Below are 20,608 nucleotides of genomic sequence, written 5' to 3'. Positions count from 1 at the left end.
CCAGATAAAACAAAGAGGTAGTGCTATCAAAAATGCGGACGCACCTAGGGCGTCAGAGGGCAGAAATCGGTGGTTTGATCAGCTCAAAAGTGCCAGCGCTGGCAAAGCGCGCTGCGCCGTGAATAAGCGGCAGCGCTGGCTCAGTGCTGACTTGCTGTTGCAGTAGCTCTGGCGTTGCCAGTGTGGAGTGGCAGATGCCGCAGGCCGTGCAATGACTTTCATGCTGGTGGCAGTCATTGTTGGGATTGCTGGCGCTGTTGGGGGTGTCGGTATTACAAGCGGAGACTGAAGCGGCGACTGAAATGGCGGCTGAAGTGATGGCTGTATTAAGCGCCGCCTCATGGTGTGAGCCCATGTCGTGATGCAGGTGTTGCGCCATGGCCGCCATCTCGTCCACCGTTTGAGCATGACTGTGGCTTGGCTTGTGGCTCTGCACACCGCTCTGCTCTTGCGTCATGTGATGGGCCGGTGCGCTGCTTTGCTCCATGGCCATGGCGTCGCCTGCCAAGCCACGCAGGGCTAGCAGCAAAACCATGAACAGGGAGAGAAAACGACGCATGGCTTGAATGATAACGATGGGCGGGTTTTAGTTCCCCAGCTAGGTTAAGAGCCGCTCTCAATTGGCTTTAAAAATGATAGCTACTCATCCTTGTTAATCTAACGCCAGCGGCTTGTTTTGTTATTAGTGGCTGCTTAAGCCACGCCTTTCTTCCAGTGGCGCAGTCGCAAGCCATTGGCCACGACCAGCAGGCTCACGCCCATGTCGGCCAGCACGGCCAGCCACATGCTGGCGTTGCCGCTGATGGCCAGAATAAAAAAGGCCAGCTTGATACCCAAGGCCAAGCCGATGTTCTGCCACAGCACGTTGTGCGCGCGTTGCGAAAGATCGACCACCTCCGGGATGCGGCGCAGGTCGTCATTCATCAGCACCACATCTGCCGTTTCCATGGCCATGTCCGTGGCGTGCATGCCGCCCATGGCAAAGCCGATATCGGCTTGAGCGAGAGCCGGGGCGTCGTTGATGCCGTCTCCCGTCATGGCTGTTGGGCCTATGCTGCGCTGCAACTCGCTGAGAGTTTTGAGTTTGTCCTCGGGCAGCATATTGCCGCGTGCATCGTCAATGCCGGCTTCGGCGGCCATGGTGCGCACGGTGGCGCTGTTGTCGCCGCTCAGCACAATGGGCGTTACGCCCAGCGCCTTCAATTGCTGTACCGCCTCTTTGGCTTGAGCGCGCAGCGGGTCGGCCACGGCAAACAGGGCTTGCACGCCTTGTGTATTGGCCAGCAGGGTGACGGTACGGCCTTGCTGCTCGTGTTTTTCTAGTGCGGCTTGCAGCTCGGGGCTGTTCCAGCCTTGCTCGCCTACCCAGCGCAGATTGGCCAGCGTCCAGGTTTGACCGTCTATCTGGGCTTGCACGCCGCGCCCGGGTAGGGCTTGGAGTTGCTGGGCTTGTGAAAAGCGTTTGCTTATTTGTGCTTCTAAACCCTGAGCTAAACCTTGAGAGATAGCACGGGAGACAGGATGGTCTGAGCGCGATGCCAGCGCATAGGCGTGCTCGGCGATGGGCTCGTCCGCATTCAAGCCCCACGTCTGCCAATGAACTAACTTGGGCGAGCCCGTCGTGAGCGTGCCGGTCTTGTCCAGTGCAATGGCCTTGAGCTTGCGGGCGGACTCTAGCGCGCTGCCGCCCTTGATCAAAATGCCGCGCTTGGCCGCAGCGGTGAGGGCGCTGACCACGGTGACGGGCGTTGACAGCACCAGCGCGCAAGGGCAGGCGATGACTAGCAGGGCCAGCGCTTGGTAGGCGGCTTGCTGCCAAGTCCAGTCCAGCAGCCAAGGGGCGAGAAAGCCCAGTGCAATGGCCAGCACCAGCACGATGGGGGTGTAGATTTCGGCAAACCTATCCACAAAGCGCTGGGTGGGGGCCTTACTCGACTGGGCCTGCTCTACGGCATGAACAATGCGGGCAATCAGGCTGTCAGAAGCCGGGGCGGTCACGCGCACTTGCAGCTCTCCATCTTGGTTGATGGAGCCTGCGTACACGCTGTCGCCCGGGCCTTTGTGGGCCAAAGCGCTCTCGCCGGTAATAGGGGCTTGATTGACCGAGCTTTCACCGGCGCTGACTTCACCATCTAAGGGCAGGCGTGCGCCGGGCGCCACACGCAGCACTGCGCCCAGCGGCACATCTTTGGCAGCCATGCGCTGCACGCCGCCGCCGGCTTGCAGCACGTCGGCGGTCTCGGGCGCCAGCTGCAACAGGCTGCGAATAGCGGCTCTGGCCTTGTCCATGGTTTGGTCTTCAATGCGCTCGGCGGCGGCGTACAAAGCCATGACCATGGCCGCTTCGGGCCACTGGCCAATGATGAAAGCGCCAGTCACTGCCACGGCCATCAGGGCATGAATGCCGAGTTTGAGGCGCAGCAGATCTTTGATGCCGGCCTTGTACACGCCCAGACCTGCCAGTGCGATGGCGGCCACCGCCAAGCCCATGCCCAGATATTGCAGCGCGCTGGAGCTGTCATTGCCGCCGCCAAACCAGTGACAGGCTTCTGCCGCCAAGGCCGCTGCTAGTGCCGCGTAAATGCGTGGCCAGCCGGGCAGTACGCCGTGATCATGACCGTCATGCTGATCACCGTGATCGTGGCCATCGTGGCCATCGTGGCCATCGTGGCCATCGTGGCCATCGTGGCCATCGTGCACATGACTTTTGCCCGGCTCGCTGATCGAAAACGGGGCGCAGCAGCCGGTGCCGCAGGCTGAGTCTTGAGTGGATGCTATTGATTTGGAAGCGGCATGTTCATGATTGTGACCGTGGTCATGCTCGTCATGGTGGTGGGTGGGCAGGCTTTGAGGCTTCATGGCACTATTAAAAACAATGAAGTCACTTCAAGGTCAAGCAGCATGATCAATTCTTGCGACATTCCGCGCTGGCGTATTGGTGAGGCGGCCAAGCGCTCGGGCATAGCGGCGGCCAATATTCGTTATTACGAAAAAGAGCTGTTGCTGTCGCCCGGAGTGCGTGAAGACAACCAGTACCGCCTATATACCGATGGCGATGTGCACCGCCTGCGCTTCATCCGCCTGTGCCGGGCAATGGATATGTCGCTGGGTGAAGTGCGTACTCTGCTGGCGCTGGATGGTGCGCGCAAGGACGATTGCGTCGCGGCGCGGGAGACGCTCAATACCCATCTCAGCCATGTGCGTGAGCGACTGGCTGAGTTGCAAGCGCTGGAGCGCGAGCTAGAACGCCTGCGCGGCCAGTGCGATGGCTCGGACAGCTATTGCCACATCATCGTGGCCTTGCACGCTCAGGCCGATGAGCCTTTGCCGACGGGGTTGCAGGGTGGCAGTGGGGTTAAGCGTCATGTCTGACACGTTGGCGTTGTGCTTGATGGGGCTTGCGCGAGATGCGGGAGCTATCATTCCTGCATGAGCTGGAGTGAAACCACCATCAAGCTACCCGGGCGCCTAGGCGCCGCTTTGGGTGCGGCTTTAGCCGCGCAAGCCTTGGCTTGGTGGCGCAGCATTTATTTGACGGCTATTTTGCTGGTGCTGATCGCGTCGCCATCTAGCTATCAAAAGCGTGGCCGCGCCATGCTGGCCCAGCAAATCTATGCGCAGACGGCGCCGGTGCTCTTGGGCTTTACCGCGCTGGCCGCCTTGCTGTGCGCGGTGATTGCGCGCATTGTCATCGTCACCGCCCAAAGTTACGGCCTGTCTCGCTATGCGCAGGATTTGGTGGTGCGCGTGATGGTCATTGAGCTGATCCCGCTGACGGCGGCGCTGTTTGTGGCCATGCGCTGCACCATCCCTGCAGGCGTGCAAGTGGTGCAGATGCGCACGCAAGGTTTGCTGGGGCAGTGGGCGGCGCGCGGCATAGACCCCATTCGCGCCGCTTTGGTGCCGCGTGCGGCGGCAGGCGTATTTGCGGCCATTACGCTGGCTGCTCTGAGCTGCATCGTGGCGCTGGTCACGGTTTATCTGAGTGTTTATGGTTTTAGTGTGGCCGGGTTTGCGACCTACACCCGTATTTTTGGACAGATTTTTACGCCGTCTTTGACTCTGGTTTTTGTGCTCAAGACCTGGTTTTTTAGCCTGACGGTGGCTGTGATGCCATTGGCATCTGCCATGTACACGCCGATTGCGCTGCACCAGCGAGGTGGCTCAGAGCTTGGTGGCTTTGCGCGCATGTTTGCCGTGCTGCTTTTGATCGAGGTCATCTCTCTTATGGGTAACTATTACTAAAAACATGACTCAAAGGATTGCGCAATGAGCGAAACCCGCATGGTCGAGGAGCAGCCGATCGATGAAGAACTGCACAACCTCAAACCCGTAGCGTACTTGCGCGTCAAAGCGGCGGCCCTGCTGGTGCTGACTTTGGCGCTGGTTTTGAGCTCAGTGGGCTATCTGCTGTACGCCCGCGGCGTGTTTGAGAGCACACAGCGGCTGGTGTTGACGGCGGATGACTCTGAGGGCGTGGTCGTGGGCATGGATATGACGTTCTCGGGCTTTCCCATCGGGCGTGTGCGCAAGATTGAGCTGGCCGCGGATGGAACGGTGCGCATTTTGATTGATGTGCCTGAAAAAGACGCCCACTGGCTGCGCCAGTCCAGCGTGTTTACGCTGGTCAAAGGCATTGTGGGCGGCACCACCATCAAGGCTTATAGCGGCATGCTCAGTGATGAAGTGCTGCCGCCTGATTCGGTACGCCCTGTGCTCAGCGGCGATGCCACGGCGGAGCTGCCGCAGATCATTAACTCCGCCAAAGAAGTGCTGGCCAATGTGGCCGCGATGACGGCCACGGACTCTGCCTTGGGCGGCTCTTTGGCCGAGGTACGTAAGTTGGCTGAGCGCATGCAAGGCCAAGGCGGTGTTTTGGGCGCAGTGCTGGGCAGCGACGAAGAAGCCAAAAAAGTCACCCAACTGCTAGAGCGCGCTAACTCCGTGCTGGGCCGGATGGATCGCATGGTGGCGCGTGCCGACAGTCAAGTCTTTGATACCAACGGCGTAATGCCGCAGGTCAAATCCACGGTAGAGCAACTCAACGGCTTGCTGGCCGATACGCGCAAAAGCATGAGTAAGGTGGATGCGGTACTAGCGGATATGCAGGTCGTGGGCAGCAATGCCCGCGAGGCATCGACCGATCTAGGTGCTTTGCGCGCTGAGGTAGAGAACAATTTGCTGCGGCTGGAGTCTGTGCTCAATGATTTGCAACGCAAATGGCCGTTTGCCAATAAGCCGGAGCTGAAGCTGCCATGAGCCAAAAATTGAAGCCAAATAAGGTGCTAGTCCATATATTTAAAGGACTAGCTGCTATCTCTGTCATAGCACTTAGCGCCTGCGGCAACCAGCCGCGCGTGCCTGACTGGGCTTTGAATGCTGAAGCTGCTGCGCAAAAAGCCACCCAAGCCTATTTGCAGGGGCAGCAGCGCGTAGAAACTTTGCAGTGGCAAAAAGCCCGCGATGCCGTGGCCAGCACCGGCCAGCCTGCACTGGCGGCCAAGGTGGAGCTAATGCGTTGCGCGGCGCAAGTCGCCAGCCTCGATTGGAATAACTGCTCAGCTTATGAAGCGCTGGCGCAGGATGCCGATCAGTCAGAGCGCGCCTATGCGCAGTATTTGAAAGGGGAGTTGCATCCGAGTGATGTGGGTCAATTGCCTCAGGCGCAGAGGGCGGCAGTGGGTGCTATTGCTGCATCTGGTCTTTCTGGTCTCGCCAAAGTCCAAGATCCGCTCTCGCGTTTGGTTGCTGCGGGCGTCATGCTGCGCGCAGGTAGTGCCTCTGCCGAACTTTTGCAACTGGGCGTGGATACCGCATCAGAGCAAGGCTGGCGCAGGGCGCTCATGGCATGGCTACTCTTGCAGCAGCAGGCGGCTGAAAGGGCGGGTGATATGGGCACAAGTGGGCAAATACAGCGCCGCCTGAAGTTGCTGCAGATGCCTGGCGCAAAGTAGTGAAGTCGCTGCCGATATGAAAAAAGCGAGGCCGAAGCCTCGCTTTTTGTTCCTAAACAGGTCTTAGTGAGTTCTTAAACCTGTTCGCTTCTAGCGCTTAGAAGCGGTGACGGATACCCACAGCCACGCTGGTGCCGGACATGGATTGTGTGAACTTGACGCGGTCATACATCACAGCGCCGTAAACGTCAGTGCGCTTGGACATGAAGTGGTTGTAGCCCAGAGTGAAGGTTGTGCGCTTGCCGCCGATAGAGCCGTTAGCAGGCTCAGCCTTGGTTTGGGCGGCAGCAGCCTTGAAAGTGCCAGCAGCATTGACTGGCACATCCAGACCCAGAGAGTAGGTCTTGTTCTTGCCCGGTGTCCAGCCTGCAGCCATCACGTCAGCTTTGGACTTGGATTGGCCGTAGGTGGCGTAGAGCTTTACAACGCTGAAGTCGTAGTTACCGCCAACCATCCAGTTGCTGGTTGTGGGGATGACAGACGAGCCTGCGGGGTTGTTGACCTGAGCACGCTCATAAAAAGCGACCAAGTTCAGAGGGCCGTTGCCATACATCACGTTCAGGCCGACATTCTTTTTGCCGCGCTGACCGGCTGCGGTCTGCTCACCAAACTGGTAATGCAGATTGGCCTTCAGGCCGCCCATGTCGGGAGTGGAGTAAACAATCTGATTGCTCCAGCCAGTGTCTGCAGGAGTTGTTGTGTTGTACCAGTTGGCAGAGCTCACGCCCATGTTGGCATGCAGCACCAGTGGCGAGATCACGAAAGAGTCGCCAAATGGGTTGCTGAACACGGTGGGCAAGAAGTTTGGAGCCAAACCGCGACCCAGACCCACGCGACCAAAGCTGCCGCTCAGGCCCACGTTGGCATCACGAGAGAAGAATGTCTCGCCAAAAGCCAAGTCATAGCGGCCGGGGGTGCCAGTGTCTGGGCGGAAGAAGGCGGTGAGGTTGAAGTCAGCCTTCAAGCCTCCGCCCAAATCTTCAGTGCCCTTGATGCCCCACCAAGAAGTGGTCATACCACCTGAGCCGAGAGAGGCGGTGCGCTCGCCACCAGGGGCTTTGAGGGAGCCTGCGTACATATCGACCAGACCCGTCAATTGCACATTGCTTTGAGCGTATGCAGCGCCGGAGCAGGCCAAGGCAGCCGCCATGGCGATAAAAACATTTTTCATGGGTGTTTTCTCAGCTGGTTATTAAATTTACGCTTTGAAATATAGCGGCGGTTTGAGGGCTGCTGAAGCGCTCACTTCAAGGAAGCTGATGAAATCATTATTTCAAAGGCGTGGTAGTGGTTTTTTTGCGTCATTTGACAACGCTGTGATGTGTACGCACCGTGCTGATAGCTAATTGGAATTTGCTAACTGAGGGCTTGGTCGAAAGTGAGTGCTTGTGAAATGAAGCTGTGAGACGAATCGCTTTTTCGTTATCCAAAGGCTTGCTTGATTTTTACGACAGCATTCGGTGACCATAGCGCCCGCTAGGGATGCTGGTGCGTGCGTAGTCAGACGATGCAGAAAGCACTTTCAGCAAGCTGCAGCTTACTTTTTTGAAAAAAGTGAGAGTTTTGCCCAAACAAGCTTTTATTGCCCCCTATAATTCGAAGCATCACGGAATGTAGCGCAGCCTGGTAGCGCACTTGCATGGGGTGCAAGGGGTCGCGAGTTCGAATCCCGCCATTCCGACCAATCTAGATAAGGACTCCTAGCTATAAAGTTAGGAGTCCTTTTTCTATTGTAGCGAAATTGCCTCAAAAGGGGGTAACTCAGGGGGTAACGGTAAAGAAAAACGGTGCCTGAATGTGGGCGTTTGCGGTTCAGGCATTGCCATGCAAAAGGCTGGCCTGCGACTGCCATGGACTTATCAATTCCAGTGCCTTTTGTTGCCATGTGACTGATTGCTTCGTCACAAGAATGTATGTCCCACACGATTCTTTATCTTGACTATGACGGGGTCTTGCATCCAGAGCCCGTCTACAGGCACCCTCGGGGCGGAATGTATTTCAGTGTCGATCACACTGGCCATACCTTGTTCGAGCACGCAAAAATCCTCGTTGACGTACTGGTGCCGTATCCTGACGTACGAATCGTTTTGTCGACATCATGGGTTCGCATTCTGGGGTTCTCTCAAGCTAAGGCCTATCTTCCAGAAGCATTACGGTCACGAGTGATTGGCTCCACTTTTCACAGTGCGATGAACAAATTTGAGTTCGATGCAATGACTCGTGGCGCACAAGTCTTAGCTGATGCAACACGGCGATCGGTCACTCGTTGGGTGGTGCTCGATGATGATGACGAAGGATGGATAGGTGCTGCATCCAAGCATCTTGTGCTGACCCGTGGGCGCAATGGAATAGCAGATCAAGAGACAGTTGCCAAGCTTTCGGAAAAGCTGCAAGAGTATTGCAAGTTGCGATAACTTATATGTAGAAGTTCCGATCTGAGCCTTACGGTTTAGCCTGTTTACAGAAAATTCTGCACACCCTCACTTGTGGAGCTGCTTCAGGCTGGTTGCTGACGGTTAGGGTATTGGCACGAATGCCTGAGAATTAGTCGAAAGCTGCTATTCGATCGTCGATCGAATGGATGGTCACAAGTCTGCGGCTCGCCAAACAGTGACGCCCGGGTCGCTTAATTGCGGCTGATCACGTTGGCGTGCCGCGTGGTGTGAAGTACATTTCGACTATTCTGTTACAGTTTGGCTCGATAGCCCAAACAGGGCCCCTTCGTATACCAAGCTGAGGAGTAGTTGTGGCACGTCCTCTTCGTAAGCGGAAGCTCGATGGCACCCCTTACTTCAGGCGAGAAAAGGTCGAGAGCGAGATTCAAGCCCTTGCAGGAATCAGCGCCGCAGAACTGGAGCGCCGTGCTGACCTATGGCAGGTCGGCGATCCCGGATACGTTTCCCCCGAAGCCTTGCTGTACTTTGTGCGCAACGCGGCCTCCGGCGCTCACCGCGAGAAATTGACCGAGAAGCTTCTACTCCGGGTGGCCCGTCGAGTTCCTTCAGTCACTAACGCCGACGGCAAAACGGTCTCGATGACTAGGATGAACATCCGCGAGGCCGTCGGCGACCACTTCGTTGACCTGCTACTTAGCGACCGGAGCCACTACGACGACCGCCTCGACTACTACGAGGTCAACTTCAACAGCGCGGTCGCGGCGGATCGTCGGGACGCGAACGACCGCCACTGGAAGCAGGAGAACCGGACTACTGAAATTGAGACCGAAGATGGAGAGATCTCCGCCCAGGTCGAATCAGCCATCGGAGACTACAACCCATTCGACGCCGAAGAACTTGACAAAAAAGATTACCGGCTCTTCCTTGATGAGGCGATTGACAGCCTACCTGAGTTCCAAAGGAGGATCGTCGTGATGTGGCGCCAAGACATTCCCATAGAGTCCAATGACCCCTCCGTCAAGTCCATCAGCAAAGTCCTGGGGAAATCGGAGAAGACCGTCCGCACGCATCGCGACAAGGCCTTTGCGTCATTGAAGCTGCGCCTTGAGCGCAAGGGGAAGAAGTAATGGGTATGCAGCCACAAATCACCGCAGACGATGTCCTGAGAGCGTTCGCTATGGACTTTGAGCAAGAACACGGTGTGCTGCAGCGATATCTCGCTCAGTACCCAGAGCATTCCTCAGCCCTAATAGACCTCTCCGCGGAGCTGACTCGCGAGTTTGACGACGATGTTCCTCCTAGTGCTGCCGAATTCGACCTCGTCGCGGCAGGCATGGTGCGTCTTCGGGAGAACACGGCAACGCTTAAGTCTCTGCAAGTTGCCCCTGCAAAGGCGTTTGCCGATGCAATCAAAGTGCTGTCCTTACCTATGCAGGTCGGCCTTGCCTTCCGAGAGCGTCGGATAGAGGTCGCAACCTTGCCCCGGCGCGTTCTGACGAAAATGGCTGAAGCGCTGCAGACATCAAACGAGACACTGCTCTCGTACCTCGCTCTTCCTCCTGAGGCTCCCCTGGCTCGTGCAAGGAAGTCAGCCGTCAAGCCAATAGCCCCTGAGAAAGTGCCGTTCGAGAGAGTTTTGCAAGACGCTGGCGTCGACGAACAGAGCATTTCGAACCTCCTCGACGGAGAGTAGTCATGGACCCGATAGAGCTTGCACGGCAGCATGCTCGGCGACTGCACGATGAGGCTGTCCAGCGTGGGCGCAACCCTTGGTCCCCGTACGACTTCGCTGTTGGCATCGCTAACGACCTCGGGATCACCGTTGAGACCTGCGCTCCAGGCGCCGCGATGCTCGATGGTGGCCGAGCCTCCTTTGATCCGGACCTTCCCCTCATTCTCCATGAGAACGAAGGATCACCCTTCGACCAAGCATTCTTGGTTGCGCATGAGCTTGGGCACGCCGAACTGGGTGATGGTGAAGAAGCTCCAGAGCCATCTGCGCACATTGATCCAGCCCGCACCTCGGAAGCAGCTCCTGTCGGGATGGATCGGGTCGTCGACTACAGCCGCCGACAGCGTCGAGAAGTTCAAATGGACCTTTTCGCTAGGGAGCTTCTGCTACCGAGGTCTAGCATCGTTGACTTGCATCTTGTTCAGGGCCAAACCTGTTCTGACATTGCAGGACGTCTAGGTGCTCCCTTCGAAGTCGTAGCTCAGCAGATGCTCGATGCGCTGCTCCTGCCCCCCATTCCGGTCGTCGCTGAAGCCGACCCCGTTGAAATTCCCCTCAACGAAAAGCAACGTGACGCGGCTCGGCATCGTGGCGCTGCATTCCTGCTTCAGGCCGGGCCGGGAACTGGGAAGACCCGCACGCTCGTTGCACGTGTCGAAAGCTTGCTGGACGAAGGTGTTGACCCACGGCGCATCCTTCTCCTGACCTTCTCGAACAAGGCCGCAGGAGAAATGACCGAGCGGATCGCCTTGAAGCGTCCCAAGGATGCTACGGCACTCTGCATCGGAACCTTCCATAGCTTCGGCCTGGACATCCTGCGGCGATTCAACGACCGGTGCAGCCTCCCGGCCGATCCCCGCCTGATGGATCGAACCGAGGCTGTTGAGCTTCTTGAGAATGAGTTCCCGCGACTCGGCCTGACCCATTACCGCAACCTCTACGATCCATCGCAGACGGCGGCTGACATCTTGACCGCGGTGTCACGCGCAAAGGATGAAGTTGTTGATGCCGCTGGCTATCAGGTGCTGGCCACAGCAATGCGTGCGGCGGCGACCGACCCGGGCGCGGTGGAAGCCGCCGAGAAGGCAGCAGAGGTCGCCAAGGTCTATGCGCGCTACGAGGAACTGAAGACAGTCTCCCAGTGCGTGGATTTCGGTGACTTGGTCATGCGGCCGGTGCTGCTGCTGGAAAGCGATGCCGCAGTTCGAGCTCAGCTTCAAAGCGACTATGACCACATCCTGGTCGACGAGTACCAGGACGTGAACCGCAGCAGCGTGCGGCTCCTGGCGGCGCTGAAGCCAACGGGCGTCAACCTATGGGTGGTAGGAGACGCCAAGCAATCCATCTACCGGTTCCGCGGTGCCTCATCGTTCAACATGTCCCGCTTCGGACGTGAGGATTTCCCTGGCGCGGTACGCGACAGCCTGGAGGTCAACTACCGCTCCACCTCGGAAGTCGTCCATGCCTTTTCGACGTTTGCGGCGGGTATGTCTGCAGCCGATGGCGAGCAGGCGCTCGAAGCGGATCGAGGCCCTGGTGGCAAGCTACCCGAGGTCATCACGGTGGTTAGCACACCCTTGCTGACAGCGGCTATCGCTGATGGCATTGAAGAGCTCCGCGAAGAGGGATACCGGTATCGCGACCAGGCCGTCCTGTGCCGCGGGAACGACCGACTGTCTGATGTCGGAAGGGAACTCGAGCGCGCAGGCATTCCGGTGCTTTTCTTGGGTAGCCTTTTTGAGCGGCCGGAAGTGAAGGACCTTGTCGCGATGCTGACGCTCCTTGTCGACCGGCGCGCGATGGGGCTGATCCGGACCGCTTGCTGGCCGGAGTTCACGATGGGCCTGGAAGACGCAGTCCGCGTCTTTGAGCATCTCCGGGGAACCAACGCGGAGCCAGGCGCATGGCGGCTTGGTGCCCCAACCGAGGTAACGCCATCGGGGCAAGAGGCGCTATCAGCCCTCCATGCGGCCCTTGCCGGCTTCGACGCAACGTCGCAGCCTTGGATCGTGCTGGCGACCCTTCTGTTGGATCGAACCAGGCAGGCAGCACGCATTGCAGCCTCGAGCAGCGTACCGGAGCAAGCCCAAGGCATCGCGATCTGGCAGTTCATGAACTTCGTTCGGGTGCAACCGAATGCCCAGGGACTCCCGATTCAGCGGCTGTCCGACCGTGTGCGAAGGCTGCTGCGCCTCAGAGACGACAGGGACCTGAGGCAACTGCCAGCGGCAGCCCAGGGTATCGACGCGGTCCGCCTGATGACGATCCACGGCTCGAAGGGGCTTGAGTTCCCCGCAGTCCACATTGCCGGCGTCAACAAGGACTCGATCCCGGGGTCGCTTCGGACGTCGAAATGCCCTCCACCAGTTGGCCTGGTCGCGGGCGGACAAGGAAGTGCCGAGGAGGTTGCACGGGCAGCCCATAACGAAGAGCAGGAGTGTCTGTTCTTCGTCGCCATGTCCCGTGCAAGGAATCGCCTGGCGTTCTACGGGGCCACCGCAACGGCGTCGGGACGGGCCAGAGCGCTATCACCGTTCCTTGAGCGGATTGGGCCCGTCAATTCGCGGCCGGTGACGCCGACCACCGTCATGCCTCCTGCTCCCGATGAGGCGATAATTCCTGTCGTCTTCTCCGGTACACCGCGCTTCAGTTCCGATGCAGTCGGGCTCTACGAGTCTTGCGCCAGACGGTTTCTGTACACACACCTACTGCATGTGGGCGGTCGCCGCCGGACGAGCTCGTTCATGCAGATGCACGAGGCGATCCGCGAGGTCTACCGCACTGTCGTGGCGCAAGGGGGCGTACCGACAGGAAAGCTCGATGAGCTGCTCTCAAAAGCATTTGTCACCCACGGTCTGCATGAGCACGGCTACGTCGAGGACTACCGGGCGATGGCGACGACGATGCTCCGATACTTCCTGGAATCCAGAGCGGGAGCGGTTGTGGAAGCACCGACCGCGCTTCGTGTCTCGTTCGGCGACCACGAGGTAGAGGTCACCCCAGACGAAGTTCTGGTGCGAAACGGCGTCAGGACCTTGCGTCGGGTGAAGACAGGCCACGCGTCCAGCGGTGACGGCAAGGACGTTGGGGCCGCAGCCTTCGTGCTAGCCGGCAGGGCCGCATTCCCCGACGCCAGCATTGAGCTCGTCTACTTGGCAGACGCTGAATCCAAGCCGTTGACCCTCTCCCCCAAGGAGCTGAGCAACCGCCAGGACAAACTGGGTGACATCTTCCGTGGCATCCGGGCCGGCCAGTTCAAGACTGAGGCATCGGACGCAATCTGCCCCAACTGCCCGGCCTTCTTCGTATGCGGTGCGGTACCGCCAGGCACGCTCTCAAAAAACTTCTGAAGAAAGTTTACCGGCGACGTCTAGTGGGTCCGATTGGAGGGTTGTAGGCGGGAAAACCTCGCTACAGCAACCATAAGGACCCTATGAAACATCCTGATTTTGACGACGTTGGCGATGCGATCCGTGAGGACCGTCCTCTGCGGGAGGCTACCGCCTACCGTATCCGCTTTGGCTTGGAAGGCCTGACCTTCCGCCACATCGACGTGCCGGACCCGGTACCCACCGGCCGGCAAATCTTGTCCAACGCGGGCCTGGACCACCGCGCTGACTACATCCTGTTCGCTTACCTGGACACGGGTGACTTCGAGGACGTCCGCCTCGACGAGACCTTCGACCTGCGCGGCAAGGGCGCTGAACGCTTCATCGCGTTCAAGTCCGACCGCGACTTCAAGTTCTCGCTGAACGACCGCCAACTGGCCTGGGGCCGCGCCGACATGCTGGGCAGCGTCCTGTACGACCTCGCCGACACGTCGCCGGATGAGGCCGTGTTCCTGGAGGTTCGCGGCGGTGAAGACCGCCTGATCGACCCGGACGAGCGCATCAACCTCGACGCGCCTGGTATCGAGCGTTTTATTACCGCGTACGTCATCTTGGTCAACTCTGAAGAGAAGACTGTGCCGGATAAGCACGTCACCTTCGAGCAGGTGGTCAAGCTGTACTACCCGAACGCGGCCGGCGAGACCAATGTGAAGTTCTCGATGACCTACCGCAATGCGGCCTCGCTCCCCCACGCCGGCGAGTTCGGCGAGGGCGGCTCCGTCGAAGTTAAGAAGAAAGGAACCATCTTCAATGTCACGCGCACTGTTCAGTCTTAATCCCGACCTGGCCCGCCTTCGTTCGGAGGGTTACTTCATGCGCATCCAGGGGAGCCTCCTGGTGATGCTGGAGGTGCCCTACGTCGACGCGCAGCGCCAGGTGCGCTTCGGCACGCTATCGTCGGCTCTTGACCTGGCCGGCGACCGCACCCGCAAGCCCGAAACGCATGTCATGAACTGGGATGGAGACTTCCCATGCAATGCCGACGGGGTGCCTCTGCAGGGCATCTCGCATGCCGAACCGAACACTGACCTCGGCCACGGGCTCAAAGCTCGGTTCACGTTCTCTAGCAAGCCAAGCGAGCAGGGCTACCCGGACTACTACGCCAAGATGTCGACTTACGCAACCATCGTGTCCGGACCAGCTGCGGTGCTGAAGCCGGGCCTTAGCCCGCGCGTGTTTCGCGGTAGCGACGAGGAAGATGAGGCCAGCGCCTTCAACTACCTCGACACGGCCTCTAGCCGCGTCGGGATTGGCGCGCTGGCCGCTAAGCTTGAGAAGGAGGTCGTGGCCATCATCGGTCTTGGCGGTACGGGCGGCTACATCCTCGACTTTGTGGCGAAAACGCCTGTGAAGCAGATTCGCCTGTTCGACCCCGACGTCTTCCTGTCGCACAACGCCTTCCGTGCACCTGGTGCGCCGACCCTCGAGGACCTGCGGGATGCCCCGATGAAGGTGCATTACCTGAAGGGCATCTATGGACGCATGCACCGCTTCATCGAGGCGCACCCGGTGAAAATGAAGGCAGACACGCTTGGCTTGCTGGACGGCATCAGCTTCGCGTTCCTCAGCATGGACGCCGGCGAGGAGAAGCACGCCGTCGTGACCAAGCTCGAGGCGCTAGGTGTTCCCTTCATAGACGTCGGGATGGGTCTGGAACTCACGAACGGCACCCTTGGAGGTATCCTGCGCGTCACCACCAGCACGCCTGAGAAACGCGAACACGTTCACCAGGGCCGCGTCTCCTTCGCTGGAGGCGGTGACCAGGACCTGTACGCGTCCAACATCCAGGTGGCCGACCTGAATGCTCTGAACGCGTGCTTAGCAGTGGTGAAGTGGAAGAAGCTGCGCGGCTTCTACCGGGACCTGGAGCAGGAGCACCACTGCACTTACACCACGGACGGCGGCATGTTGCTGAACGGAGACCAATCGTGATGCGGCACCACACCCTGGAGCACCGGTTCGTCCGGAACGTGCCACGCGAACTGGAGCCTGGAGTGCTGTACATCTCAATGGAGTACGCAACAGCGGTGCACTCATGCTGCTGTGGTTGTGGTGAGCGCGTGGTGACGCCGTTCACTCCAACCGACTGGCATATGACCTTCAACGGCGAATCCGTCTCGCTTCACCCTTCTGTGGGCAACTGGAACCAGAAGTGCCGGTCGCATTATGTGATCCGGCAGGGACGCGTGGTGGAGGTTGGCCCCTGGTCTAACGCGCAAGTTGAAGCGGAGCGCCGCCGAGACAAGAAAGCAAAAGCCGCGCATTACGGTGGCAGCGACGAAATGCGCTCGACGGTTCAACAGCCGACCATACTCGCATCTGAACCCGAAGTAGCCTATCAAGAAAGGGGGGCGCGCTCCCAAAGTTTGTGGTCTCGGTTAAAGAATTGGCTTGGCCATTGACTCCAATCCGTTGTGCGGTCAGTGACTGCCTCCTGGCAAAACCGGAACATCGACTTGGAAGTATGACTGTCCGCAACCGCTGCACACCAGTTATCTTTAGTCAAAGTTCGAGTGACAGCAATAGGGCGATTTTGGGCTGCCGCGAACGACTGCTGAACGGCCCCAAATTTCTGGGCCGTCGGTGCTCCAGATCCTGCAACAGATGAACGACGGTTCCAAGCATCATTCTGCTGTAGCTAGGCCGGCGGCTTCGCAGCGAACCTACCAAGAGTGGCCCAATGGGGCCTACTCGTTGTGAGAACGGGTTACTGTCGGCTGGCGAGAAAATGGCAACAGCGAACGAATTGAATCATTTGCATTCAAGCGATGACTAGGGAGGGAAACGAATTCAACCGAATGAAATACGTCTAATGATGAAAGTAGCGTAGTCAGATAATTAACCAGTCGAAAGCAACTTCGTGCCATCTCGTCTCAATAGAGTCCTACTGATCAACACGCGCACCAGCGGCAAGATTCCGTCTGGAGCGATCAATGAACTAAACCCCCAGGGTGGGGCGGCCGTCACTGGCGAGAACTCCGTTGGCAAGACCACCACCCAGCAGATCTTCGCCCTGTTCCTTGGCAGCAAGCCCAGCCATATTGTTGAAGCAGGCAGCGGCAACCTGCCGCAGCTCCAGTTTGTCCTTCCGACACCCCAGAGCGCCATCGTCTTCGAGTACCAACGCGGCGAAGGTGAGGACAGCACGCGATGCGTCGCGATCCGGCGCGAGCCCAACGGCGATGCCGCTGACTATCGATTCTTCAAGGGCTCATTCCGGGAAGAGCTCTTCCTTAGCGAGACTTTAGATGGAAAGCGCGTCTTCGTGGATGACGCTGGATTCATGGAGCAGGCGCGCAAGCACGGCGTATCGCCGGAGCGCATCCTGTCCACATCGGAATACTGCTCGGTCATTCTTGGCGCCCCTACCAATACCAAGCGGGGAGTAGCACTCCGGGCAATGAGTACGGAATACTCTTACGGGAAAAAGCGCCTCCAGCATCTGGATCGCCTGGTCGCGGCGATGGTCAAGGAGAGGATCGACTTCCGCGACTTCATCAACGTGGCCCTTTCCATCGTTGAGGAGTCCATCGGCCGGAAAGCAGAAGGACAGGTTCGCAAGCTGCCGCAGGGTAAGAAGCAGATCTCCTTGTGGCTTGAGAACGTGGACGCCTGCAAGAACGCCATCAAGCAAGATGGCGAGGTCGAAAAGCTTCGTGTTCAGGCCAACACCTACGGGCAGCACGAAACTCAATTGCGCTCTTACCGTGCTGACGTTCAGCACCTCACTGCAGAAAACGAGAAATGCACCAAGAAGGCCAATACCGAGCTGGGCGCACTGAAGACAGCGCGCGACAACGCTGTCGCCGGAGAAAACAAGACGCTAGGCGAGAAGGAGTCGGCCGCAAACACGGCACTCAACGATCGCCGAGCGGCGGAAGCACTCTTCGAGGCCGAGAATGCGGCGCACAAATCGTTCATCAATCTCCCAATTGAAACGGTGATTGAGAACGTCGACAGCCTGCCCAGCTTGCGCTCCGAGTTGGCCACACTCAAAAGCCGCATAGATACCGCAAGTGGAGAGTTGACGGGCATTGATGCCCAATACGATGCGCAGATCGGTCAGGCCAGATCCGATTGCCAAACAGAAATAGTCACCCTCAACGGGTCGTTTCCGCAGATTCTGGCTACCTTCAACAGTGAGACTGCGGCCATCCAGGGCGACAAGAATAAAGCGCTGGAAGACCACGACGAAAGTGCGGCTGCTATTGAATTTCAACTGGAGGAGGCAGAAGGCACGGCTCGTGACTCCTTCACCACGGCCAAGCTGCTTGCCGAACACGAACAGCCCAGCGAAAAGGCGAAGGCCGCCCTCAAGCAGGCCAACGAAATGCTGAGTGCACATCGCCAGAAGGAACTCAAAGATCAACAGGATCTAACCAGTTCAGCATCATTTGCGAGTGAGGCATTGGCTGAGTTCAACAAGACTGATGTCGCAGTTCGCTCGGCAGTTGCAGCAAGCGAAGTTGCGATTCAATTGCTACATGAAGCCCAAAAGAATCTGGCTCCAGACGATGGATCCTTACTTGCAGCCCTGCGAGCCGACCGCGGCCAAGAATGGAAGTCTGATCTTGCACGCGTAATTGATCCGGCCCTTCTGCATCGAAATGATCTTTCTCCAATGCATGTTGGCGTTGGCCATGAGGCGTACGGGTGGAGTCTTGTCACGGACAACATTGACTCGCCTATCTGGACGGATGATGAGACCCTGCGCGCCGCCGTCCGCCGGTGCGATGACGAAGTCAAGTCTGCCAACGCGAAGGTTCAAGAGGCTCGCAACAAACTGAAAATTTCAAGCGCCGCAGTTGAGCGCGCCAATACAGATAAAAGCCTGATCGAATCGAAGGTCAACGTCAACAAGACAACTGGCTCTCAGCTTGGCGAAGCGGTTGAACTCGCAAACGGGCGTCTCGAAAAAGAGGTGGCAGATCAAAAGGCTAAGAACGCAGCGCAACTTGAAATCGCTGAGAAAGCTTTCGAGGATGCCAGTTCAGCGAAGAACTCCACCAAGCGCAACTCCAGCATTGGCAGAAAGGCGATCGAGTCAGACTTTGACGGCCAATGGCGCGCCTGCACAACCCGCCGCGAAACCGCCGAAAGGCTGGTTTCGGATCGAATTGCTGAAAGAGAGAGAGCCCTACAGATCGCCATCAATACGATCAACGACCAACGGATGGAGCATCTCAAAAATCAGGGCATCGATGCCGAGCTGGTTTCCGGCCTTGGGGAAGCGAAGACGAAACTAGAAGGAAAGATCCGCGCTTACGAAGATAAACAGTCAACGGTTGATCGCTGGAACGCATGGAAAGAGCGGGTTGGGCCTGTTGGCCTGGACCGCCTGAGCCGTGCCGCCCAAAACGCTGCTGAAACGCACACGGGCAAGCAAAAAGAGCTGGATGACCACAGGCAAGAAATGGGGCGCACGCACGCAGCGTACGAGAACAGCACTGCGTACCTGAACGCAGTGATCGAGCACCTTGGACAAGACGCCGTGACGCTCCACGGCCTTGATGATCGCCTTTCGCTGTACCACGCCACTGGATCATCTCTCATAGATTCTGAGACGAAGCCAGGCGACCTGAAGGCCAAGATCGTCGCACTGATGGAGGCCGTCGATTCCCTGGAGGGCCAGATATCCAAGATGACCAGAAACATTCGCGAGGCCTTGACCGGAAGAACCAACTCCATCCAGCAGCAGATTCAGCACGAGATGGATGAATCTGGTGACTCATCCATTGTCAAGCGAGCCCTTGATCTCTGCCAAGCCCATACTCGGTCACTCAGAGACACCATTGCTGCCGTCCAGTCAGAGACCCATACCATTCTTGGCGGGATCATGCAGTACCAAAAGGAAATCTCGCTCTTCAAATCAGAGGTGGCTTCGTTTGACAAAAGGCTAAGCGAAGGTCTGGAAAAGGTGAGCGCATTCAAGCGCGTCAGAGATTTGCAAATTCACTTTGCCGCAGACTTCGATAGCCTCGACTTCATCAAGAAGCTCGATACCATCGAGGGGGTCTCCAAGGTCCAGATGCAGGAATCCGTCACATGGGGATCTCGCGATCTGCCAAACAAGAACACCGTGGACGCGCTTCGAGACTTCATGAGCCTTCTTTCGACCGAAGGAACACTCGAGGTTGACTACGCCAAACAGATCATCATTCGCGGCAGTGCTGAGATCAACGGTGAGGTTAAACACTTTAAGCGAGAGTCCGAGCTGGCAAAAATCTCCTCCAACGGCCTGACCGCGATCATCTTCATCACCCTGCTATCTGGAATGGCGAACATGATTCGCGGGGACGGGCAGATCTATATCCCGTGGGTGACCGATGAAATCGGAAAGTTTGACCCTGGCAACTTCCACAGCCTCATGCAGATGCTTCGCGACAACCACATCGACGTTGTGACTGCATCTCCTGCACTCACGATTGCCGAGTTCCGACACTTTGCGCGCTGTTATCGCTTCGGCGAGCGAGGCAGCATCTCACGCTACAAAGGGGGTGACAAATGAGTTCCCGCATCCGCACATTGCTTTTGAGCGGCGAATACATCTGCCCCATCGCCTACGCAGTTGAATATGACCAGCTTCAGAGTGAGCCACTGAGACAGTCCATCAACGAATGGCTGGGAGAGATCGACAGGCGGCTGGCCCGCATTGGCGACGACGGCGCATTCTTCATGGCCCCGTCTCAGTTGGGCGTCTCGGAAAACCAGAAAGTGCGCGAGATGCTCACACGATTCCGCGACGTGTACGAGCCGGCAATCAAGATGCTCCTCATGATTCTCCAGGCCAAGGAGGGCTTCACAGCCAGCCCAGGGGACTACGTCCAGCTTGCCGAGCTGGAGCAGGCAGTGAACGAAACGTCTACGCTTGAGCTGGAGTTGCGGCGACTGCATGGCGTCATCAGTGGGGTATCTCAAAAGCACACCAATCGTGAGTTCCTGAAGAAGATGCTGGAGCACTTGCGCGGCGAGGGACTTCTGATCATCTCCAACCAGCAAAGCGAAGTCTATCAAGTGACCGGCAAGATCGATCACTTGCACTCCATTCTCGGATTCATTGAGGAGAATACGCTGCGCCCTGAGGATCCCGATTCGCCAAGCGGTCAGGAGCCCGACATGATTGACTCGCTAGGCTAA

General features: G+C 58.0%; 16 protein-coding genes and 1 tRNA gene. 14 read left to right on the top strand and 3 right to left on the bottom strand.

All coding sequences use genetic code 11. The features are described from left to right. Positions 1-52: 52 nt before the first annotated feature. Together KUF54_RS09845 and KUF54_RS09840 are read right to left on the bottom strand one after the other, a co-directional pair. Positions 53-559, bottom strand: a complete 507-nt coding sequence (locus tag KUF54_RS09845; protein WP_219342594.1) for a hypothetical protein — start codon at positions 557-559, stop codon at positions 53-55. A 134-nt stretch (positions 560-693) separates the two neighbouring features. Next, complete coding sequence (locus tag KUF54_RS09840; RefSeq protein WP_219342593.1) at positions 694-2,859, bottom strand: cation-translocating P-type ATPase; 2,166 nt, start codon at positions 2,857-2,859, stop codon at positions 694-696. A gap of 42 nt (positions 2,860-2,901) precedes the next feature. On the opposite strand from KUF54_RS09840, the gene KUF54_RS09835 reads away from it, so the two are divergent. The 4 genes from KUF54_RS09835 to KUF54_RS09820 are packed head-to-tail and all read left to right on the top strand — an operon-like array spanning position 2,902 to position 5,954. Then, positions 2,902-3,372 carry a MerR family transcriptional regulator gene (locus KUF54_RS09835; RefSeq protein WP_255576008.1) on the top strand — a complete coding sequence of 157 codons (471 nt, stop codon included), beginning with the start codon at positions 2,902-2,904 and terminating at the stop codon, positions 3,370-3,372. Between the two features lie 57 nt (positions 3,373-3,429). Then, entirely contained in the window at positions 3,430-4,245 is an 816-nt protein-coding gene (locus KUF54_RS09830; RefSeq protein ID WP_219342592.1) for an ABC transporter permease, read from the top strand. Between the two features lie 24 nt (positions 4,246-4,269). Beyond that, positions 4,270-5,259 (top strand): MlaD family protein, encoded by a 990-nt coding sequence (locus KUF54_RS09825; RefSeq protein ID WP_219342591.1) that lies wholly within the window; start codon positions 4,270-4,272, stop codon positions 5,257-5,259. Further along, positions 5,256-5,954 carry a hypothetical protein gene (locus KUF54_RS09820; RefSeq protein WP_219342590.1) on the top strand — a complete coding sequence of 233 codons (699 nt, stop codon included), beginning with the start codon at positions 5,256-5,258 and terminating at the stop codon, positions 5,952-5,954. Before KUF54_RS09825 ends, KUF54_RS09820 begins: the two co-directional genes overlap by 4 nt. A 97-nt stretch (positions 5,955-6,051) precedes the next feature. Here the strand turns inward: KUF54_RS09820 and KUF54_RS09815 are convergent, their stop codons facing one another. Then, positions 6,052-7,125 carry a porin gene (locus KUF54_RS09815; RefSeq protein WP_219342589.1) on the bottom strand — a complete coding sequence of 358 codons (1,074 nt, stop codon included), beginning with the start codon at positions 7,123-7,125 and terminating at the stop codon, positions 6,052-6,054. Positions 7,126-7,561: 436 nt separating this feature from the next. Here KUF54_RS09815 and KUF54_RS09810 point away from each other — a divergent pair. From KUF54_RS09810 to KUF54_RS09765, 10 genes are all read left to right on the top strand, one after another. Further along, a tRNA-Pro gene (locus KUF54_RS09810) sits at positions 7,562-7,638 on the top strand. 229 nt (positions 7,639-7,867) lie between these two features. Then, positions 7,868-8,368, top strand: a complete 501-nt coding sequence (locus KUF54_RS09805; protein ID WP_219342588.1) for an HAD domain-containing protein — start codon at positions 7,868-7,870, stop codon at positions 8,366-8,368. 332 nt (positions 8,369-8,700) lie between these two features. Beyond that, the gene (locus tag KUF54_RS09800; RefSeq protein ID WP_219342587.1) at positions 8,701-9,477 is read left to right on the top strand and encodes an RNA polymerase sigma factor; all 777 of its coding nucleotides are present in this window, start codon (positions 8,701-8,703) and stop codon (positions 9,475-9,477) included. Continuing rightward, the gene (locus KUF54_RS09795) at positions 9,477-10,043 is read left to right on the top strand and encodes a hypothetical protein (protein ID WP_219342586.1); all 567 of its coding nucleotides are present in this window, start codon (positions 9,477-9,479) and stop codon (positions 10,041-10,043) included. The genes KUF54_RS09800 and KUF54_RS09795 overlap by 1 nt, the downstream gene beginning before the upstream one ends. Positions 10,044-10,045: 2 nt before the next feature. Then, positions 10,046-13,432 (top strand): UvrD-helicase domain-containing protein, encoded by a 3,387-nt coding sequence (locus tag KUF54_RS09790; protein WP_219342585.1) that lies wholly within the window; start codon positions 10,046-10,048, stop codon positions 13,430-13,432. Positions 13,433-13,515: 83 nt separating this feature from the next. Continuing rightward, positions 13,516-14,247 (top strand): multiubiquitin domain-containing protein, encoded by a 732-nt coding sequence (locus KUF54_RS09785; protein ID WP_219342584.1) that lies wholly within the window; start codon positions 13,516-13,518, stop codon positions 14,245-14,247. Next, positions 14,222-15,403, top strand: coding sequence for a ThiF family adenylyltransferase (locus KUF54_RS09780; protein WP_219342583.1), 1,182 nt, complete (start codon positions 14,222-14,224; stop codon positions 15,401-15,403). The genes KUF54_RS09785 and KUF54_RS09780 overlap by 26 nt, the downstream gene beginning before the upstream one ends. 62 nt (positions 15,404-15,465) lie before the next feature. Beyond that, positions 15,466-15,873: a DUF6527 family protein gene (locus tag KUF54_RS09775; protein ID WP_255576007.1), complete on the top strand. Its 408-nt coding sequence runs from the start codon at positions 15,466-15,468 to the stop codon at positions 15,871-15,873. A gap of 458 nt (positions 15,874-16,331) precedes the next feature. Beyond that, positions 16,332-19,979: an ATP-binding protein gene (locus tag KUF54_RS09770; RefSeq protein ID WP_219342581.1), complete on the top strand. Its 3,648-nt coding sequence runs from the start codon at positions 16,332-16,334 to the stop codon at positions 19,977-19,979. Then, the gene (locus KUF54_RS09765) at positions 19,976-20,608 is read left to right on the top strand and encodes a hypothetical protein (protein WP_219342580.1); all 633 of its coding nucleotides are present in this window, start codon (positions 19,976-19,978) and stop codon (positions 20,606-20,608) included. Before KUF54_RS09770 ends, KUF54_RS09765 begins: the two co-directional genes overlap by 4 nt.

This window comes from Comamonas sp. Y33R10-2 (genome assembly GCF_019355935.1).
Classification (GTDB): domain Bacteria; phylum Pseudomonadota; class Gammaproteobacteria; order Burkholderiales; family Burkholderiaceae_C; genus Comamonas.
Note: the sequence above shows the minus strand (reverse complement) of the source record. Positions and strands in the feature narration are given on the sequence as shown.